The organism is Actinopolymorpha sp. NPDC004070, from assembly GCF_040610475.1.
Classification (GTDB): domain Bacteria; phylum Actinomycetota; class Actinomycetes; order Propionibacteriales; family Actinopolymorphaceae; genus Actinopolymorpha.
The window spans coordinates 1-18,356 of record NZ_JBEXMJ010000013.1 but is presented as its reverse complement, the minus strand read 5'-3'; the positions used below and the strand labels follow the sequence as shown (position 1 = coordinate 18,356).

The window sequence follows — 18,356 nt, the reverse complement described above, 5'->3', positions numbered from 1 at the left end:
TCCAGACCGCCCCGCTCGATGCCGTTCGGTGACCATCCCGGCGCTGACCGGTGTGGTTTCCGCTGCTCGGCACCGGCTCAGGGCTGTTTCCGCTCGGGGTTCCGCTCGCCGAGCGGGGCGCGCCAGTCGGCGGCCGTCTGCTCGTACGCCAGACCGCCCGGCGGCTCGTCGGCGAGGGAGTAGGTCACCCGCAGCCGTACCTCGTCGTGGGCGGCCCGCACCTCGACCTGCAGCTGGCGTGGCGGTCCCGCCTCCTCGATCCGGTCGAACGCCGTCCGCGCGGCCGCGAGGAGATCGGCGCGCACCGCCGGCGGCACGGACTCCAGCGGCCCGTGCACGACGAGCCGGGGAACGACGCCGAGGCGTTCGCGGGCACGGTCGATCGCGGCCAGCAGGTCGGCGTGCAGGGACTGCCTGCCGGGGGATGGTTCGGTGAGTGCGAAGATCGCGCCGCGTACCTCCCGGGTGGCGGCGTCCAGGTCGCCGATCGCCCGCTCGACGCGGCTGCCGACCTCGGGCCGGTCACGGAGGCTGGCGACCAGGTCCAGCTTCGCACTGACGTCGAACAACCGGCGGATCACCCGCTCGTGCAGGTCCGCGGCGATCCGGTCCCGGTCCTCGAGTACCCGCCGCTCGACGCGTTCTTCCTGTGCACGTTGGTGCAGCAGCGCCAGTGCCGCCTGATTGGCGAACATCTCCACCGGGGCGACGTCGGCATCGGTCAGTGGTTCGGACCGGGAATCTCGCTGCCACCCGGTGAACAGCACGCCGAGCACCTGGCCCTCCGCGGCCAGCGGCGTCAGCATGCCCGGACCCACCTTCTCCAGGGCCGCGTGCCAGGCAGGCGGCGGGTTGTAGCCCGGAACCGTACGGAGGTCGTCGCTCACCACACTCTGCCCGGAGGAGACGACCTGCGCGGTCAGCCCCCGAAGCGGTGCCCGGCCGCCGGCCGTGTCCTCGATCCCCTCACCCTGCGCGGCCTCGAGGATGACGGCGTCCGGGGTGGCCGGATCCAGGAGGAGCAGCGCGCCGAAGTCGGCGCCGGACACCTCGCGCAGCCGGGTGATCAGCAGGTCCAGGGCCTGGTGCCGGTCCAGCTCACCGAGCAGTTGGTACGTCAGTTCGGCGGTGGAGCGCAGCCACCGCTGGCGGCGGCGTTCGGCCTCGTACCGCTCGGCGTTGTGCAGCGCGGTCATGGCCGCGCTGCCGAGGACGGTGACGGCCGCCTCGTCGTCGGCGGTGAAGGGGGCGTCCCGCCGGTTCAGGAGGTACAGCTCGGCGGTGGAGGTGTGGTCAGTGTGTTCGGTGTGGTCGGTGTGGTCGGTGCCGTCGGCCGGCAGCGGCAGGGCGAGCAGGCCGGGTCGGTGTACGGGTTCGCCGGTCTCGGCGAGCGCCTCGCGGACGGCGGTGAGTTCGGAGTCGGCGAGCAGTCGCGCCGCGTCCTCGGCGCCGACACCGTGCCGGAACGTCCGTACCGCGTGCGGCCCGGAGGTGAGCCGCAGGATCGCCGTCCGGGCGCCGGTGAGCCGGGCGGACGCGGCGGCCACCCGGGTTCCCACGCTCTCGACGTCGACCTCCGAACCGACGTCGACCATCGCGTCGACCAGGCGCACCAGGGTGCTCCGGCCCGCGTTCCGCGACCACTGGTCAACCAAGCCGCACCGCCCACTCGGTCACCTGGTCGCCGGACACCTGCTCGCCGCTCGCCTGGGGCTCGCGGGCCCCGGCGACGATCAGCCGGAGCCGGCCCTCCTCGACGTCGAGTACGAGGTCGACCCGGCTCGGCGAGTCGTACTCCGCCGCGCGGTCCAGCGCCTGCCGCACGCGGGCGGCCAGCGCGCACTGGGTGGCCTCGGGCAGGGCGTCCAGCGCGCCGTGCACCTCCAGGCCCGGGACCACGCCGAACCGGTCCCGTGCCTCGTCCACCTCCGCCTGCAACCGCAGCCAGCACCGCGAAGCACCGCCCGCGGGACCGGCAGGATTACGCAGGTCGCCGCTGACGTCGTGGATGCGAGCGACGGTCTCGTCCACCCCCCGTGCGGCCGCGGCCAGCCGTTCGCGTACCACCGAACGCCGGCTCTGCTCGACCGCGACGCCCAGGTCCGCGGCGACCCGGGTCAGGCGGTGGGCGACAACGGTGTCGAGGTCCTGCGCGATCCGCTCCCGGTCGGCGAGGACCTTCTGTTCGGTACGGCTGGTCTGGGCGCGGGCCTGTCGCAGCGCCAGCGCCGCCTGGTGGGCGAACATCTCCACCAGATCCACCTCCCGGGCGGCCAGGTGCGCCACCGGGGACCCCTTGCGCCAGCCGGCGAACAGGACGCCCAGCACCTCGCCGTCGGTACGAAGCGGGAGCAGCATCCCCAGCCCGATCTCGGCGAGCGCGGTCCGCCACGCAGGCGGCGCCCCGTATCCGTACACCTGGTCCAGCTCGGGGCTGACCACGCTGCGCCGAGTGCGGACGACCCGGGCGGTGAGGCCGCGCAGCGGAGTACGCCGACCGGTGTGCGGCTCCAGCGACAGTCCGCTGACCGCGTGCAGGGTGCCGGTCTCCGGGTCGGCGGGATCCAGCAGGAGCAGTGCGCTGTAGTCCGCGCCGGACACCTCGCGCAGCCGGGACGTGAGCGTGCCGAGGGCCTTCTCCCGGTCGACCTGGCCGAGCAGCAGGTCGGTGATCTCGGCGACCGCGTGCAGCCAGCGTTCTTGCCGGCGTTCGCGTTCGCGCAGATCGGCCCGGTGCATCACCATCGCCGCGGCGGCGCCGTAGGCCGCCAGCAGGTCCTCGTCGTCGCTGGTGAACCTGCCCGTCTCGGGGTCCCCGACGAGGAGCTGGCCGGAGTGGTGGTCACGCGGGCGCATGGGCACGCCCAGCAGGGTCGGGGTGCGGACGGGCCGGCCAGACAACGTGAGCTGCTCGACCAACCGGGTGAATTCCGGGCGATCGGCGCGTTCTGCGTACTCGGCCCGGCTCAGACCGTGCAGGAAGAGCTCGATCGCCCCGTGCGGAGGGATCGCCCGGCGCAGAACGGCATACCGGCCACGGACGAGCTCGCTCGCCGACCGCAGGATCCGCTCGGCCGCCTGTTCGCCTTCGAGGTCGGTGCCGAGGGTGAGAAGAGAACTGACCAGGGAGCGCAGGCGCTCGCGCGGAGGGGAACCGTTCCCGACCACCCTTCGATGGTAGGCCGGGTGGTGCGGGCGGGCGGTCAACCGCCGGGCCGTTGCTCGGGTACGTACGGGCTCGAGGTGCCCTGACCCGTTCGGCCCGATTGACCCGCATGCCCCGCCTGATTCGGCTGTTCGCCGGCCGAGCCGTCGCCGGGGCGGGGCAGGTGGCCGAGGTTGGCGAGCTCGACGGCGCGGTTCACGTCGTGGGTGTTCACGATGCCGACCACGTGACCGCCCTCGACGACCAGCAGCATCCCGCGGCCGGACAGCTGCCACGTACCCGCCGGGAGCTCCGTCAGCAGGTCCTCGGGGCCGGCGGTCCCGTCCGGTCGCAGCGGCCGGCCGAGGTCGGCGAGCCTGGTGGTGCCCCGCGTCTGCTCGGGCACGCGGACCAGGTCGGTGAGGGTGACCAGCCGTACGGGCCGGCCCTCCATGTCCACCACCGGGAAGGTCCGGTGGTGGTCGTGTTCGGCGACCCTTTCCAGGAAGGTGTCCACCGTCCACCACGATGGGGCGGTCACCGGCTGCGGGCTCATCACGTCCCGCAGCCGCACGCCGGTCAGGCGTTCACGCAGCCCGGTCGTCGACTCCTCCGACAGCGCGGACATGACCAGGAACCAGCCGATCAGGGCCAGCCACAGACCGCTGACCAGTTGGCCGGCCACGAGCTGGAACACACCGAGGGCGATCAGCGTCATGCCGAGGAACCGGCCGGCCCGAGCGGCCGAGACTCCGGCCCTGGCCCGGTCGCCGGAGCGCTTCCACAGTCCGGCCTGCAGCAGCCGGCCGCCGTCCAGCGGCGCACCGGGCAGCAGGTTGAACACGCCGAGCACCAGGTTCACGAACCCCAGCCAGGTCAGCACCTCGCGGAGCACGGTCGGCAGCGAGAGCAGGGCGGCACCCGCGGCCAGCCCGCCGAGCACCGCGCCGAGGACCAGGCTGGCCGCCGGGCCCGCGCCGGCGACCAGGAAGGCGGCGCGCGGGCTGGGCGGGTTGGTGCCGAGCTCGGTCACCCCGCCTAGCAGCCACAGGGTGATCCGGTCGGCGGGCATGCCGTACCGCCGGGCGACCACCGCGTGGGCGAGCTCGTGCGCCAGCAGGGACGCGAGGAACGCGACCGCCGCCAGCACCCCGGCCACCCAGTCGACCGCCGTACTGGCGATCGGCGCCTGCACCGGAAGGATGGCCACCGCCACGATCTCGGTGACCAGCAGCATCATCACCAGGACCGACCAGTGCACGCCGATCGAGATCCCGGCGACGCGGCCCAGCGTGAACGTCGGTTTCATGAGTCGGCCATGTGTCAACGGCGGGCCGTCCGGCGACAGGCCCGCACCCCCGGTCCAAGCGTCCGCGCGCCGGTCCGGGACCTACAGAGGATTAGGGCCCGTTCCCTGTGCTCGCGTGGGGCCGGCGCGCAGATCCTGGCGTCCGAGCCGGGGCCGGTGGGTATGAACCCGGCGGCACGGACCTCTTGACCATGGCGGGTCCTCGAGCCGGCTCTCGCAACCGGCGAGGGCCAAGGACTCGCCGGTACGGGACCTTGGTCTCTACGTCGACCCGTACGTGCCGGACGAGTCTGGCGCCTGGGTCGCCACCAGGGGCGGGGAAAGATCGGGGGACGTTCGATGACCGGTCGGCAGCCGCGTCCCGCGCGGGCGGTCGTGGTGACGTTCGACGGGGTGGCGCTGGCCAGCCCCGCGTTGCACTGGGCCGCCCGCGAGGCCGTCCTCCGCCAGCTGCCACTGGTGGTGGTGCAGGCGTACGGCGAACGTCCTCGTACCGACCGGCGACCCGCCGACGGGCCGGTGGGAAGTGAATCCGGTCCGGGCGACGGCCAGAGGGCCGTCGACGACGACGAGGGCGGGACGCCGACGACCCGGGAACGGGCCTGGCGGCTGGCCGACGCCGCGGTCGCGACGGCGGTGGCGCTGCAACCCACGCTGCAGGCGTACGCCTGGGCCGCCGCCGGTCCGCTGCCCGACGTACTCGGCCAGGCGGTCGCCGATCCCGCTCTCGTCGTCGTGGGCACCCGGGGGAGGGGCGTGCTGCTCGCGTTCCTTCGTGGTGCGCACCGAGCCGGGCGGGAGGGACGACCGGTACCGCCGGTGGTCCTCGCCCGGCAGGACAGCAGGTCGGCCCGCCCGACTTCGACGGGCCTGACGGGCCTGACGAGCCTGACCGGCCTGACGGGCTTGCCGAATCTGCCGGAACTGCCCGGGCTGCAGGGGCCGCCGGCGCTGTCGGGTCTGCCGGTGGGCGACGGGCACCTGCTGGACGGGCTGGACGCCCACGTGGTGGTCGGCGTGGACGGCGGGGCGTCGACACGGGCCGTGATGGGGTTCGGGTTCGACGTGGCCGCCCGGCGCGGTGCCCGGCTGCTCGCCGTGCCCGTGCCGCCACGCGGAGACAAGTGGTGGACCCGCGCCCTGGACACCCACGTGCACGGGGTGAGCGCACCGGCCGTGGATGAGGTCGAGGCGCTGCTGGTGTCCCACCGCTCGGCCTTCCCCGACGTGGAGGTCGCGGTCGCGCAGGGCGACGGCACGGTGGCCGGGCCGCTGCGGATCGCGCGGCCGCCGGACCTGCTCGTGGTCGGCAGCCGGGACGCGGGCGTCAGTGGACTCCTCGGTTCCACCCTCGGATGCACGGCGATCAACCGGGCCCGGTGCCCGGTCGCACTCGTTCCCGTCCCGGCCGGCGACGGCCCCGGGGAGGGGACCGGGAACAAGACCAGGGACCGCATTCGCCGGCGCATCCGCGTTCCGCAGGCTCGCCGCCCGGCCACCCAGCCGCCGGCCCGGCCGCGGGAGGAGGCCCTGCGATGACCGATCGGAACCGGCACCCCGTGGTGGTGGGCGTCGACGGAACGGCGGAGAGCCGGCTGGCCCTGCAGTGGGCCATCGAGGAAGCCCGCAACCGGATGCTTCCCCTGCGCATCGTCGTCTCCCACGAGCTTCCCGCCCCGATGCGCGGCATCGACGAGCTGGACACCGAAGCTGAGACCGCCGACGTGGACGCGGCGGTGACCATCGCCCGCGACCAGCTCGACCCCGACCAGGTGTCCAGAGCCGTGGTCGCCGACCGGCCGGCACCGGCGATTCTCGGGGAGGCCGAGGACGCGGGCGCCGAGCTGATCGTGGTGGGTTCGCGGGCGCGGTCGACGGTGGCCTCGGTGGTGCTCGGCTCGGTGGGGTCGGCCGTCGCCCACCACGCACGCTGTCCGGTGATCGTGGCCCGGGCATCGAAGGAACACTCACCGGCCGGCCCGCGGGTGATCGTGGGAGTGGACGGGTCGGAGTGCTCCGAACGCGCGGTGGAGTTCGCATTCGAGGAGGCCGCCGGCCGCAGCCTGCCGCTGGTCGCCATCCACTGCTGGCGGCTGGAACACCCCGACGAGGCGCAGTGGGACGCGGACGCCTTCTCCCGCCGACGCGACGAGCACATGGTGTGGCTCGCGGAGTCCCTCGCCGGCTTCCGGTCCAAGTACCCGGACGTCGCGGTGACCACCAGCGTGCTGGAGGGGCGCGCCGCGGTGCTGCTGTCGGAGTCGTCGCGGGGCGCGGAGCTGGTCGTCGTCGGGTCGCGTGGTCGCGGCGGCCTGGAACGCATGCTGCTCGGTTCGGTGGCCGAGTCCCTGCTGCACCACGCGCACTGCTCGGTCGCGGTCGTACGGGCGGCCCGCCGGTGAGCAGCCACGAGCCGGCGCCGGTCGAGGTCCGCCCGCTGGAGGGCGACGCGTACGTCGTGGAGGTACGCGGGCACCAACTGCACGTCGATCAGCCGCGCGAGGAGGGCGGGACCGACACCGCGCCGACCCCGGTGGAATTGCTGATCGGCTCGCTGGCGGCCTGCGTCGCCGTCTTCGCCGGACGGTTCCTCACCCGGCACGGCGTCGGCACCGAGGGACTGGTGGTCCGCGCGACATCGTCGATGGCGGCGGACGGTCCGGCCCGGGTGCAGGCGGTGCACGTGCGGGTCGTGGTGCCGCCGGACCTGCCGCCCGAACGCGTACCCGCGCTGCGGGCGGTGCTCGGCGCGTGCACCGTCAAGAACACTTTGACGCAGGCCGTCGAGCTGGACCTGGAGATCGACGGCTTCCCGAGTCTCGCGCCGGGCTAGGGCCGCAGGGCAGACCGCAGACCGCGCCGGACCTTCAGACCGCCCGCGCGGCCAGGCTCTCCCTGAACGCCCGCAGCTCCTCGGCGTCGATGCGGTAGGTGTGCTCGGGTCCGGGGTACTTCCCGATCCGCACCTCCTCGGCGTACGTGCCGACGGCACGCACCATCTGCTCGTGCAGGTCGGCGTACCGCTTGACGAACCTCGCGGGGGTGCCGGCCGACATCCCCAGCAGGTCGTGGAACACCAGCACCTGCCCGTCGGTGGCCGGCCCGGCGCCGATGCCGATCACCGGGATGTGGAGGTACGGCATCAGCTGCTCGGTGACCGCCGCCGGGATCGCCTCCAGCACCAGGGCGAAGCAGCCGGCCTCCTGCAGGGCAAGGGCCTCCTCGGCGATGCGCGTCGCCCCCGCGGCGGTGCGGCCCTGGGCGCGGAAGCCGCCCAGTTGGCCGGCCGTCTGCGGGGTGAGCCCGACGTGACCCATCACGGGTACGCCGGCGGCGACGATCGCCCGGGCCCGGTCGGCGGAGGTGCCACCGCGTTCCAGCTTCACCGCGTCCGCCCCGGCCTCCTTGACGAACCGCTGGGCGTTGTCGATCGCGAGCTCGTCGGACCGCTCGTACGACCCGAACGGCAGGTCGGCGACCAGCAGAGGCGTACGCAGGCCACGCCGGACCGCGGCCGCGAGCACCAGCATCTCGGTCATCCCGACCGGCAGCGTCGAGTCGTGGCCCAGCACGGTCATCGCGGCGGAGTCGCCGACCAGCACCACGTCGACCTCGGCGTCCTGCGCGACCCGGGCGGAGGGAAAGTCGTAGGCCGTCACCATCGTGATCGGCATGCCGGTCGCCTTCAGCTGGGCGAGCGAGCCGACGGTGAGCCGGGCCCGGGCCGGAGCGGCTCCGTCGGTGCCTGCTCCGGAACCGGTCGCGGGCCGGGTGCTCACGGGACGCTCCGTTCGAAACCGGCGGCGGACGCGAGCGGGGAGTCCATCAGCACCCCGGCGTCGGAGCCGACCAGGGCGATGGCGTTGCCGGCGTCCACGTGCACGACCGCGGGGTCGTGGGTGGCGAGCTCGGCCGCGTCGAAGCTCGCGAACGACGCCACGATCACCTTGTGGCCCCGCTCCACCAGCAGCGCGGCCGCGCCGTTGACCTGCATGGAGCCCGAGCCCGGCGCGCCCTCCAGTACGTAGGTGACGAAGCGGGCGCCGTTGTCGACGTCCCACACGTGCACCTGCTCGTTGGGCAGCAGGTCGGCGGCCCGCATGAGGTCGGTGTCGATGGTGATGCTGCCCACGTAGTCCACGTCGCACGCGGTCACCGTGGCGCGGTGGATCTTGGACTTCAGCATGGTGCGCTGCATGGTCATGCTCCTCGGACTTCCTGGGCTTCTCGAGCTTCTCGGGTTTCCCGAGCTACGTGGCCCACGTGGACGACAACGTTGTCGATCAGCCGGGCGCGGCCCACCCGGGCGGCGACCGCGATCAGGACGGGGCGGTCGCCGAACCGCTCCGCCACGGTGAGGTTCTCCGCGTCACGGGCCTCGAGGTACTCCGGTTCGACTCCGGCGTCGGCGAGCACCTTCCCGGCGGCGGCCAGTGCGTCCCGGGTGCTCAATCCCGTGCCAGCGGCACGGGCGGTGCGGTCGGCCGCGGTCAGGGCCTGGTTCAGTGCCCGGGCCCGGACGCGTTCCTCGGCGGTGAGGTAGACGTTGCGCGAACTCATCGCCAGGCCGTCCGGCTCGCGCACGGTGGGCAGGACCGCGATCTCGACGGGGAGCTCGAGGTCGCGCACCATCGCCTGGACGACGATCGCCTGCTGGGCGTCCTTCTGGCCGAAGAACGCCACGTCCGGGCCGACGGCGTTGAGCAGCTTGGCCACCACGGTGGTGACGCCACGGAAGTGGGCGGCGCCCCGGCGCGCGGGATCGCCGCAGAGCACGCCGGTGAGCTCGCCGCCGACCTCGACGGTGGTGGCGAACCCGGGCGGATACACGTGGTCCGCGGCCGGTGCGTACACCAGGTCGACACCGGCAGCGGCGGCCACGGCGAGGTCGGCCGACTCGTCGCGTGGGTAGGCCGCGAGGTCCTCGTTCGGGCCGAACTGCGTGGGATTGACGAACAGGCTCATCACCACGACGTCGCTGCGTTCCCGGGCGGCACGCAGCAGGCTGGCGTGCCCCTCGTGCAGGAAGCCCATGGTGGGTACGAGGCCGATCCGGGCGCCGGACCGGCGAGCGGGTGCCAGCGCCGCCCGCAACTCCTCCCGGGTCCGGACGATCTTCGGGGTGGACACCGGCGTACCTCCTGGGTGGTGCTGGTCGGACAGTCCCTTGTGGGCAAGGGACTCGGAGAGCTTCGCCGACTTCGGCGAGCTCGGGTCCGCGGCGACGGCGCGGGTGCGGTCGGCAAGCGCTGCGTAGGCCGGCAGCAGGTCGGGGGCGAGGTCGGCCAGCGCCTCCTGGTGGGCGCGCACGGTCTCCTCGTCGCCCCGGGCGATGGGGCCGGTCAGCGCGGCCGGGCCCGAGTTGGCCCAGTTCGCGGCCGTACTCAGCACCAACGGCGTGAGGGCCGCCCGGGCGTCCTTCACCCCGGCGCGGGTGAGCAGGCCGGCCGCCGTCTCCGCCAGGGCCAGTACGAAGTTGGACGCGAACACCGCACCCGCGTGGTAGGCGGCCCGGTGCTCCTCGGGCAGGTCGAACGGCACCATCCCGAGCCGGCGGGCGAGCGCGCGGGCGACGTCGGCCGAGGCCGGGCTGGACCCGGTGACCGCCGCCGCGACCCCGGCCAGGCTGGTCCCCGCCGCCGGGATGGTCTGCAGCGGGTGCAACCGGAACGTCTGCGCTCCACGGTCCGCGGCGGGCGCCAGGGCGTCCAGGCCGGTGGCACCGCTGACGTGACCGACGTAGGCGGGGAGGTGGGTCGCAGCGGCGACCTCGGCGCAGACGGCGGAGATCGACTCGTCGGGGACGCACAGCAACGTGACGTCGGAGCCACCTGCGGCGTCGGCGACGGTGCCCCGGGTGCCGACGCGGACGTCGAGCCCGGCGGCGCGGGCGGCGGGTGTGACAGAACCGCCGGTGCGGCCGGCGCCGATCACGGCGAGGCTGCGCAGCCCGGTCGGCGCCCCCTGGTCAGGGGCGTCTCGGTTCCGTTCCAGTTCTCGCATCGGAGATACCAGACGGCTTTCGGTGTGGGTGCGTGGTTGTGTGCTTTGGTGCTTTTCAGAACCTTTCGCGTCCGCGCCCAGGTCTCGCGAAAAGTGCGGGCTCCGGGTCGCGGCGCAGCAAAAGTATAGGTGCTCGCGGGTCCCGCCGAAGGCGGCCGAAGCCGAGGGCGGCCCGGCTGCGAGCCGTGGCCGGACGGCGACCGACGGCCAAGGTCGGCACCCTGGCACCTGCCGGTCGCGCCCGCCACGTCCGGGTCGCTACGTTCGCACCAGAACATCCCCGCCCGGACGGGTCGGAGTGCGGGAGTGCGCATCGGAGTGGAGATCAGGAGGCACGTATGCCCGGCGTCGCCGAGAGGTTCGAGATCATCGACGAGCGGTTCTCGACCCTCGTCAAGACCAGCGCCCAGGTGGAGCGCCTCTACCAGGGCTGCCGCTGGGCGGAGGGGCCGGCGTACTTCCCGGCGGGCCGCTACCTCGTGTGGAGCGACATCCCCAACGACCGGATGCTGCGCTGGGACGAGACCACCGGGGCGGTCGGGGTGTTCCGGGAGCCGGCGGGGTTCACCAACGGCAACACAGTCGACCGGCAGGGGCGCCTGGTCACCTGCGAACACGGCAACCGGCGGGTCACCCGGACCGAGCACGACGGCTCGCTGACGGTGCTCACCGACAACTTCGGCGGGAAGCGCTACAACAGCCCCAACGACGTGGTGGTGAAGTCCGACGGGTCGGTGTGGTTCACCGACCCGGCGTACGGCATCGACAGCGACTACGAGGGTCACCAGGCCGACAGTGAGATCGGCGCCTGCCACGTCTACCGCTGGGACGCGACGACGGGGGAGGTGCGCATCGTCGCCGACGACTTCGTACGCCCCAACGGCCTGGCGTTCTCACCCGACGAGACCCGCCTCTACGTCTCCGACACCGGCTCGACGCACCACCGGGGCGGGCCCCGGCACATGCGGGTCTTCGACGTCGCCGCCGACGGGACGCTGAGCGGCGGCAAGGAGTTCGCCACCTGTACGTCGGGGTTGTTCGACGGCTTCCGGCTGGACACCGCCGGGCGGATCTGGACCAGCGCGGCCGACGGCGTGCACTGCTACCACCCCGACGGGACGCTGCTCGGAAAGATCCTCGTGCCGGAGACGGTGGCCAACGTGGAGTTCGGCGGCCCGCGCCGCAACCGGCTGTTCATCGCCGCCACCACGTCGCTGTACAGCGTCCTGCTCCCCGTCAACGGCGCGTTGCGCCGCTAGGGTCTGTCAATCCCACCGGAACACCGTCAACCGGTCCTTGCGGGCTGGACAGGCTCCGATGATCCCCGCCACGAATGACGATGCCGGCGACGGCGTGAAACCGTCGCCGGCATCGGCGTTCGTAGGACCACGAGCGGGTCTGTCAGTGGCCTCGGTCGACCCACTCCTGCAGGTGCGGCCGCTCGGCGCCGATCGTGGTGGTGTCACCGTGACCGGTGTGCACGACGGTCTCCGGCGGCAACGTGAGCAGCCGGTCCCGGATCGAGTCGATGATCGTGGGGAAGTCGGAGAACGAACGACCGGTGGCGCCCGGTCCGCCGGCGAACAACGTGTCGCCGCTGAACACCGCGCCCAGCGCGGGTGCCGACAGGCAGACGCCGCCGGGTGAGTGACCCGGTGTGTGGACGGCCGTGAGCGTGACGTCGCCCACCGCGAACTCCTGCCCGTCGGCGAGGTCGGCGTCCGGTGCGGCGTCGGGGTGCACGACGTCCCACAGCATCCGGTCCGCCGGGTGCAGCCAGACCGGTGCCTTCGCCGTCTCGGCCAGGTCGCGTGCCGCGCCGATGTGGTCGTCGTGCCCGTGCGTGCACACGATCGCGGTGACCCGACGGTCGCCGACCGCCGCGCGGATCGCCTCGGCGTCGTGGGCGGGGTCGATCACCAGCACCTCGTCGTCGTCGCCGACCAGCCAGACGTTGTTGTCGACGTCCCAGGTGCCGCCGTCCAGGCTGAACGTCCCGGAGGTGACCACGTTCTCGATGCGTACGCTCACTTCATCACCACCACGGACCGCAGCACGTCGCCCGCGTGCATCTTGGTGAACGCCTCCTCGACGTCGCCGATGCCGATCTCCTCGCTGACGAAGGCGTCCAGCGGCAGCCGGCCCTGACGGTAGAGGTCGATCAGCGTCGGGAAGTCGCGCTCGGGCAGGCAGTCGCCGTACCACGACGACTTGAGCGATCCGCCGCGGGCGAAGAAGTCGATGAACGGAAGCTCGAGCTTCTGCTCCGGGGTGGGTACGCCGACCAGGACGACCGTGCCGGCGAGGTCGCGGGCGTAGAAGGCCTGCTTGTACGTCTCGGGCAGGCCGATCGCCTCGATCGCCAGGTCGACGCCGAACCCGCCGGTCAGCGCCTGGATCCGTTCCACGGCGTCCTCGTTGCGGGCGTTCACCGTGTGGGTGGCCCCGAACTGGCGGGCCCACTCGAGCTTGCGGTCGTCCACGTCCACCGCGATCACGGTCGTCGCGCCGCCGAGGCTGGCGCCGGCGACCGCGGCGTCACCCACGCCGCCGCAGCCGAACACCGCGACCGAGTCGCCGCGCTGGACGTTGCCGGTGTTGAGGGCCGCGCCCAGCCCGGCCATCACGCCGCAGCCGAGCAGGCCGGCGACCGTGGCCGGGGTGTCGGGGTCGACCTTCGTGCACTGGCCCGAGGCCACCAGCGTCTTCTCCGCGAACGCGCCGATGCCGAGGGCGGGGGAGAGTTCGGTGCCGTCGGCGAGCGTCATCTTCTGCCTGGCGTTGTGGGTGTCGAAGCAGTACCACGGCCGGCCACGCTTACAGGCCCGGCACTTGCCGCACACCGCGCGCCAGTTGAGGATCACGAAGTCGCCGGGCGCCACGTCGTCGACGCCCTCGCCGACCGACTCCACGACACCGGCCGCCTCGTGCCCGAGGAGGTACGGATAGTCGTCGCCGATCCCGCCCTGCTTGTAGTGCAGGTCGGTGTGGCACACACCGCACGCCTGCACCTTGACCAGCGCCTCACCGGGTCCGGGGTCGGGCACGTGGATGGTCTCCACGCGGACCGGCTCGTTCTTGGCTCGGGCAACGACGGCCTGTACGTCCGGCATCGGCGTACTTCCCTTCGGATCGTTCGGTGGTTCGGATGACTCGACCGGGTGGTTCGCTCCGCGGTTGCGATCCTTCCAGGACGCGCGCCCGGTTGGGAACCCGGGCGCGCGGCCATGGAAGGCCGGGCCGGCCTCAGCGCCGGTGCCGGCCCCGCGCGGCGGCTCGAGGACGGGTGCCGCCAGGGTGGTCGCCGGAGTCGTTGCCGGTGTCGGGTCCGCGACCGCGCAGCGGGACCTCGCGTACGGCGAGCACGGCGAGGAACGCCAGCACCACCAGCGGCACCGCCAGCAGGTAGATCCGGTCCAGGCCGAGGGTGAAGCCCTCCCGCACGACCGACCGCAGTGGTTCGGACAGCCGGGCGATCTCCGCGGGCGTGCCCAGATGCGGCGCCGAGGAGCCCCCGGACGGCCGCGCCCGCACACCGTGCTCGGCGAGGAGTTCGGGGATGGCCGAGGTGAGCCGGGAGCTGAGCACCGCGCCGAACACCGCGACTCCCACCGCTCCACCCATGGAACGGAAGAACGTCGAGGCGGACGTGGCGATCCCGAGGTCGCGCCGCTCGGAGGTGTTCTGCACCGCGAGGATCAGCACCTGCATGGTGAAGCCCAGACCCGCTCCGAACACCAGCATGTAGGCGCAGACGGCGACCATCGGGGTGTCCACCCGCAGCGTGGCCAGCAGCCCGGTGCCGATGCCGACGAGCGTCAGGCCCACCAGTGGGAACACCTTCCAGCGTCCCCACTTCGTGATCGCCCGGCCGCTCAGCACCGAGACCGACAGCATCCCGACGACCAGCGGGAACGTCAGCAGCCCGGACGCGGTGGGGCTCTGGCCCCGCACGACCTGGAGGTACTGCGGCAGGTAGATCATCGCGCCGAACATCGCGAAGCCGGTGAAGAACGCCGCGGTGCCGGTGAGGTTGAAGGTGGGGTTGCGGAACAGCCTGGGAGGCAGGATGGGTTCGGCGGCCCGGCGTTCGACGAGTACGGCCGCGACCAGACCACCCACGGAGATCGCCGCCAGCAGCAGCGACCAGCCCGACACCCACCCGAACTCCTTGCCGCCGAGGGAGGCCAGCAACAGCAGCGAGGTCACCGAGCCGGTGATGACGGTGGCGCCGAGCCAGTCGATCCGGGTGTTGCGGCGTTCCCGCGGCAGGTGCAGGGTCTTCTGCAGGACGACCGAGGCGAGCACGGCGATCGGGATGCCGACGTAGAAACACCAGCGCCAGCCGGGTCCGTCGACGAGGAAGCCCCCGATCAGCGGGCCGGCGACGGTGGCCACGCCGAACGACGCGCCGAGGTAGCCGGAGTAACGGCCCCGCTCGCGCGGGCTCACAATGTCGGCCATGATCGCCTGGGACAGCGCCATCAGGCCGCCGGCGCCGATGCCCTGCCCGGCCCGGGCGGCGATCATCTCGCCCATCGACTGGGACAGCCCGGCGAGTGCCGAGGTCACCACGAAGACGGCGATGGAGACCTGCATCAGCGGTTTGCGGCCGTACAGGTCGGAGAGCTTGCCCCACAGCGGAGTGGAGACGGTGGTGGTGAGGAGGGTGGCGCTGGCCACCCAGGCGAGCTGGTCCTGACCGCCGAGGTCACCCACGATCGTGGGGAGGGCGGTGCCGACGACGGTGCCGGACAACGAGGAGACGAACAGGCACAGCACCAGCGCCCAGACGATCTCCAGGATCTCCTTGTGGGTGAACGCGGGCGGTGTCGAGGTCGTCGCCGCGGTCGCCGCCGCACCGGGCTCGGCCGCGCTGGACACGGCGGCCGGGCTGACCGCACTGGGTTCAGCTGCCGGGACGGGCGCGGGGGAGGGGGCCGGCGGTCTCTTCGGGCCTTCGGGACTGTCCAGGCCCTTCCGGCTCTCCGGGCTGGTGGCGGGGCCGGGGACCGCACCGGCGGCCTGCCTGGTGACAGGGCCGGCGGGCTGACGGTCGGTGGAACGGCTGGTCGGGCTTGTGACGCTGGTATGTGAACCGGGCGCGGACATCGCGGGGTGAGCACTCCTGTTCTGTGGGCGTTCGGTCGACTTTCACAGAATATGGTTGCTTACTGCAACTTTGATTTCGAACGTCGGAACGCATCGGCCGCTGACCGTCATCGGCCGCGTCGGCCGCCCTCTCGTGCGCCCCTCCCCTACCGCCGTGGAGAAAGCCGACATCCCGGCCGATCCGCCACGCCCGGTGCCCTAGGGTCGTGGCAGGCCGAAACCGGCCGGATGACTCACCGAACGGCGTCAGGGGAGGCCCCGAGTGGACACCTGGGTGCGGCTGGAGGTGGAGGACGGCGTCGGCACGATCCGGCTCGACCGGCCGCCGATGAACGCGCTGGACACCGCCATGCAGGAACAGATCCGGGCGGCGGCGCGAGAGGCGACCGACCGGGACGACGTGGCGGCTGTGGTGCTCTACGGCGGCGAGCGGGTGTTCGCCGCGGGCGCCGACATCAAGGAGATGCTGGCGATGTCCTACGCCGACATGGAGGTCCGCTCGCGCGGACTGACCTCGGCGTTCGACAGCGTGGCCCGGATACCCAAGCCGGTGGTGGCCGCGATCACCGGGTACGCCCTCGGCGGCGGCTGCGAACTGGCGCTGACCGCCGACCGGCGGGTCGGTGCCGCGACGGCGCGCCTGGGACAGCCCGAGATCAAGCTCGGCGTGATTCCCGGCGCCGGCGGCACCCAGCGGCTGGCGAGGCTGGTGGGCCCGTCGGTGGCCAAGGACCTGATCTTCACCGGGCGGATGGTCGACGCCGCGCAGGCGCGGGCCGTCGGACTGCTGGACGAGGTGGTCGAGGACGAGGCGCCGGACGCGGTGTACGCCGCGGCCCGGGCCTGGGCGGCGCAGTTCGTCGGCGGGCCGGCGGTGGCGCTGCGTGCGGCCAAGTCCGCCGTCGACCGGGGGCTGGACGTCGACCTCGGCACCGGCCTGGAGATCGAACGCCAGAGCTTCGCCGCACTGTTCGCCACGCAGGACCGCACGATCGGCATGCAGGCGTTCGTGGACAAGAAGCCGCCCCGCTTCGAGGGACGCTGACCACCGCGCCGCCGTATCAGCGCACCGCCCGCACTGCCGTACCACCGAGCGCTAGGAGCCCTATGTCGTCGCACGTCGAGGAGTTCGCACCGATCCCGAGCACCCCGAGCACACCGAGCACCCGCGGCACACCGGAGGACCCGGTACCGCACCCGGTGGCGACTGAGGAGGAGGTGGCGGCAGCCTGGGGCGATCCCAAGCTCGCGAACGTGCTCTACCACGACTGGGAGGCGCAGAGCTACGACTCCAAGTGGTCCATCTCCTTCGACGACCGCTGCATCGCCTACGCCCGGGACCGGTTCGTGGCCGCCGCGGGTGCGGCCGGCTGGCCGTACGCGAAGTCGCTGGAGGTGGGGTGCGGCACCGGCTTCTTCAGCCTCAACCTCCGCCAGGCAGGTGTCGTGGACGAGGTGCACGTGACCGACCTGTCGCCGGGCATGGTGGAGGCGGCCCGGCAGAACGCCCGCCGGCTCGGCTTCGAGGCGCAGGGCCGGGTGGCCGACGCCGAACGCCTGCCCTACCCCGACGAGACCTTCGACGTGGTGGTCGGGCATGCCGTCATCCACCACATCCCCGACGTGGAGCTCGCGTTCGCGGAGATGCTGCGGGTGCTCCGTCCGGGCGGGCGGTTCGTGATCTGCGGCGAGCCGACGAGGTACGGCGACCGGGTGGCGCGCAAGCTGTCCCAGGCCACCTGGTGGCTGGCCACCAGGGCCACCCACCTGGCTCCGCTCCGCCGCCGCTGGGCCCGCTCGAAGGAGGAGCTCGACGAGTCCTCCCGCGCCGCGGCCCTGGAGTCGGTGGTCGACCTGCACACCTTCGACCCCGACGCCCTGGCGCGCACCGCCGAGCGCGCGGGTGCGGCGGACGTGCGGACCGTCACCGAGGAGCTGACCGCCGCGTGGTTCGGCTGGCCGGTCCGGACGTTCGAGTACGCCGTCAACCCCGACCGCCTCGGCTGGGGGTGGGCCAACTTCGCCTACCGGAGCTGGCAGCGGCTGAGCGCGGTCGACCGGTTGCTGAAGCCGGTGGTGCCCGCCGAGCTGTACTACAACGTCTCGATCACCGGGATCCGTCCCCCGAACGACGCGCCCTGACCGACATCGGAGGCAAACCGGTCGAGGCGTGGTCAGACGAGCACGGAAGTGATACGTTCCTGCGCGGTCGTTCGTCGTTTCAACAAGACGCGCGGGAGCGTGCGTCGCAGGCCGTCGGAGGGTTCCGGTCGGTCTGCACGCGTGGCTCTCGGCCCGCGGGATTCGACACGCGGGCAGTGCCCCGTGGCGACTCGGTGCTCGTGAGGTTCGAGTGCTGCACCAACGTCTCCGCGAGGGGAAACAGAGAAACATGGCGCAGGGAACCGTCAAGTGGTTCAACGCTGACAAGGGCTTCGGCTTCATCTCCGTCGACGGCGGTCAGGACGTGTTCGTCCACTTCTCCGCGATCGTCGCCGACGGCTACCGCTCACTGGACGAGGACCAGCGCGTGGAGTTCGACGTCGTGCAGGGTCCGAAGGGCCCGCAGGCGGAGAACGTCCGCACGGTGTGACCCTCCTCCGGGTGTGGTCGCACACATCACGGTGAGAAACGAAGGCTCGCGGGGTATGTCCCCGCGGGCCTTTGTCATGTCCGGGGTCGAGGCGTCTCATGGCCTAGACATCCCACGGCTCTAAGCTGTCAAGCGGCGATGGCTTCTTGGGTTGGCCAGGCGGTGGCTTCGTTGTAGCTGGTGCCGTGGGTGAG

16 protein-coding genes are annotated in these 18,356 nt (G+C 72.7%); 7 read left to right on the top strand and 9 right to left on the bottom strand.

Going from position 1 to position 18,356, the window contains the following annotated elements; all coding sequences use genetic code 11:
• Positions 1-77: 77 nt before the first annotated feature.
• From ABZV93_RS22535 to ABZV93_RS22525, 3 genes are read right to left on the bottom strand one after another with little or no spacing between them, the layout of a single operon-like run.
• Positions 78-1,613, bottom strand: a complete 1,536-nt coding sequence (locus ABZV93_RS22535) for a GAF domain-containing protein (protein WP_354939311.1) — start codon at positions 1,611-1,613, stop codon at positions 78-80.
• Between the two features lie 34 nt (positions 1,614-1,647).
• The gene (locus ABZV93_RS22530; RefSeq protein WP_354939309.1) at positions 1,648-3,168 is read right to left on the bottom strand and encodes a GAF domain-containing protein; all 1,521 of its coding nucleotides are present in this window, start codon (positions 3,166-3,168) and stop codon (positions 1,648-1,650) included.
• A gap of 35 nt (positions 3,169-3,203) precedes the next feature.
• Positions 3,204-4,454, bottom strand: coding sequence for a site-2 protease family protein (locus tag ABZV93_RS22525; protein WP_354939307.1), 1,251 nt, complete (start codon positions 4,452-4,454; stop codon positions 3,204-3,206).
• 339 nt (positions 4,455-4,793) lie between these two features.
• Between ABZV93_RS22525 and ABZV93_RS22520 the strand changes: the two genes are divergently transcribed.
• From ABZV93_RS22520 to ABZV93_RS22510, 3 genes are read left to right on the top strand one after another with little or no spacing between them, the layout of a single operon-like run.
• Positions 4,794-5,993 carry a universal stress protein gene (locus ABZV93_RS22520; RefSeq protein ID WP_354939305.1) on the top strand — a complete coding sequence of 400 codons (1,200 nt, stop codon included), beginning with the start codon at positions 4,794-4,796 and terminating at the stop codon, positions 5,991-5,993.
• Positions 5,990-6,856 (top strand): universal stress protein, encoded by an 867-nt coding sequence (locus ABZV93_RS22515; RefSeq protein WP_354939303.1) that lies wholly within the window; start codon positions 5,990-5,992, stop codon positions 6,854-6,856. The genes ABZV93_RS22520 and ABZV93_RS22515 overlap by 4 nt, the downstream gene beginning before the upstream one ends.
• On the top strand, positions 6,853-7,287 hold the full coding sequence (locus ABZV93_RS22510) for an OsmC family protein (protein ID WP_354939301.1): 435 nt from the start codon (positions 6,853-6,855) through the stop codon (positions 7,285-7,287). The genes ABZV93_RS22515 and ABZV93_RS22510 overlap by 4 nt, the downstream gene beginning before the upstream one ends.
• 34 nt (positions 7,288-7,321) lie before the next feature.
• Here the strand turns inward: ABZV93_RS22510 and panB are convergent, their stop codons facing one another.
• From panB to panC, 3 genes are read right to left on the bottom strand one after another with little or no spacing between them, the layout of a single operon-like run.
• Positions 7,322-8,233, bottom strand: a complete 912-nt coding sequence (panB, locus tag ABZV93_RS22505; RefSeq protein WP_354939299.1) for a 3-methyl-2-oxobutanoate hydroxymethyltransferase — start codon at positions 8,231-8,233, stop codon at positions 7,322-7,324.
• Positions 8,230-8,652, bottom strand: a complete 423-nt coding sequence (gene panD / locus ABZV93_RS22500; protein WP_354939297.1) for an aspartate 1-decarboxylase — start codon at positions 8,650-8,652, stop codon at positions 8,230-8,232. Before panD ends, panB begins: the two co-directional genes overlap by 4 nt.
• Positions 8,653-8,654: 2 nt before the next feature.
• Entirely contained in the window at positions 8,655-10,457 is a 1,803-nt protein-coding gene (gene panC / locus ABZV93_RS22495) for a pantoate--beta-alanine ligase (protein ID WP_354939295.1), read from the bottom strand.
• A gap of 338 nt (positions 10,458-10,795) precedes the next feature.
• Here panC and ABZV93_RS22490 point away from each other — a divergent pair, with 338 nt between their 5' ends.
• The gene (locus ABZV93_RS22490) at positions 10,796-11,716 is read left to right on the top strand and encodes an SMP-30/gluconolactonase/LRE family protein (protein WP_354939293.1); all 921 of its coding nucleotides are present in this window, start codon (positions 10,796-10,798) and stop codon (positions 11,714-11,716) included.
• A 142-nt stretch (positions 11,717-11,858) separates the two neighbouring features.
• Here the strand turns inward: ABZV93_RS22490 and ABZV93_RS22485 are convergent, their stop codons facing one another.
• The 3 genes from ABZV93_RS22485 to ABZV93_RS22475 all read right to left on the bottom strand — a co-directional run bounded on the left by ABZV93_RS22485 (position 11,859) and on the right by ABZV93_RS22475 (position 15,341).
• Positions 11,859-12,488 carry an MBL fold metallo-hydrolase gene (locus ABZV93_RS22485; RefSeq protein WP_354939291.1) on the bottom strand — a complete coding sequence of 210 codons (630 nt, stop codon included), beginning with the start codon at positions 12,486-12,488 and terminating at the stop codon, positions 11,859-11,861.
• Positions 12,485-13,570: an S-(hydroxymethyl)mycothiol dehydrogenase gene (locus ABZV93_RS22480; RefSeq protein WP_354939289.1), complete on the bottom strand. Its 1,086-nt coding sequence runs from the start codon at positions 13,568-13,570 to the stop codon at positions 12,485-12,487. The genes ABZV93_RS22485 and ABZV93_RS22480 overlap by 4 nt, the downstream gene beginning before the upstream one ends.
• Before the next feature lie 133 nt (positions 13,571-13,703).
• Positions 13,704-15,341 carry an MDR family MFS transporter gene (locus tag ABZV93_RS22475; RefSeq protein WP_354939287.1) on the bottom strand — a complete coding sequence of 546 codons (1,638 nt, stop codon included), beginning with the start codon at positions 15,339-15,341 and terminating at the stop codon, positions 13,704-13,706.
• Between the two features lie 490 nt (positions 15,342-15,831).
• Between ABZV93_RS22475 and ABZV93_RS22470 the strand changes: the two genes are divergently transcribed.
• From ABZV93_RS22470 to ABZV93_RS22460, 3 genes are all read left to right on the top strand, one after another.
• Positions 15,832-16,614, top strand: coding sequence for an enoyl-CoA hydratase-related protein (locus ABZV93_RS22470; RefSeq protein ID WP_354939285.1), 783 nt, complete (start codon positions 15,832-15,834; stop codon positions 16,612-16,614).
• Between the two features lie 62 nt (positions 16,615-16,676).
• Positions 16,677-17,711 carry a methyltransferase domain-containing protein gene (locus tag ABZV93_RS22465; protein ID WP_354939283.1) on the top strand — a complete coding sequence of 345 codons (1,035 nt, stop codon included), beginning with the start codon at positions 16,677-16,679 and terminating at the stop codon, positions 17,709-17,711.
• 250 nt (positions 17,712-17,961) lie between these two features.
• Positions 17,962-18,162, top strand: a complete 201-nt coding sequence (locus ABZV93_RS22460; protein WP_092656270.1) for a cold-shock protein — start codon at positions 17,962-17,964, stop codon at positions 18,160-18,162.
• The last annotated feature ends 194 nt before the right edge of the window (positions 18,163-18,356 follow it).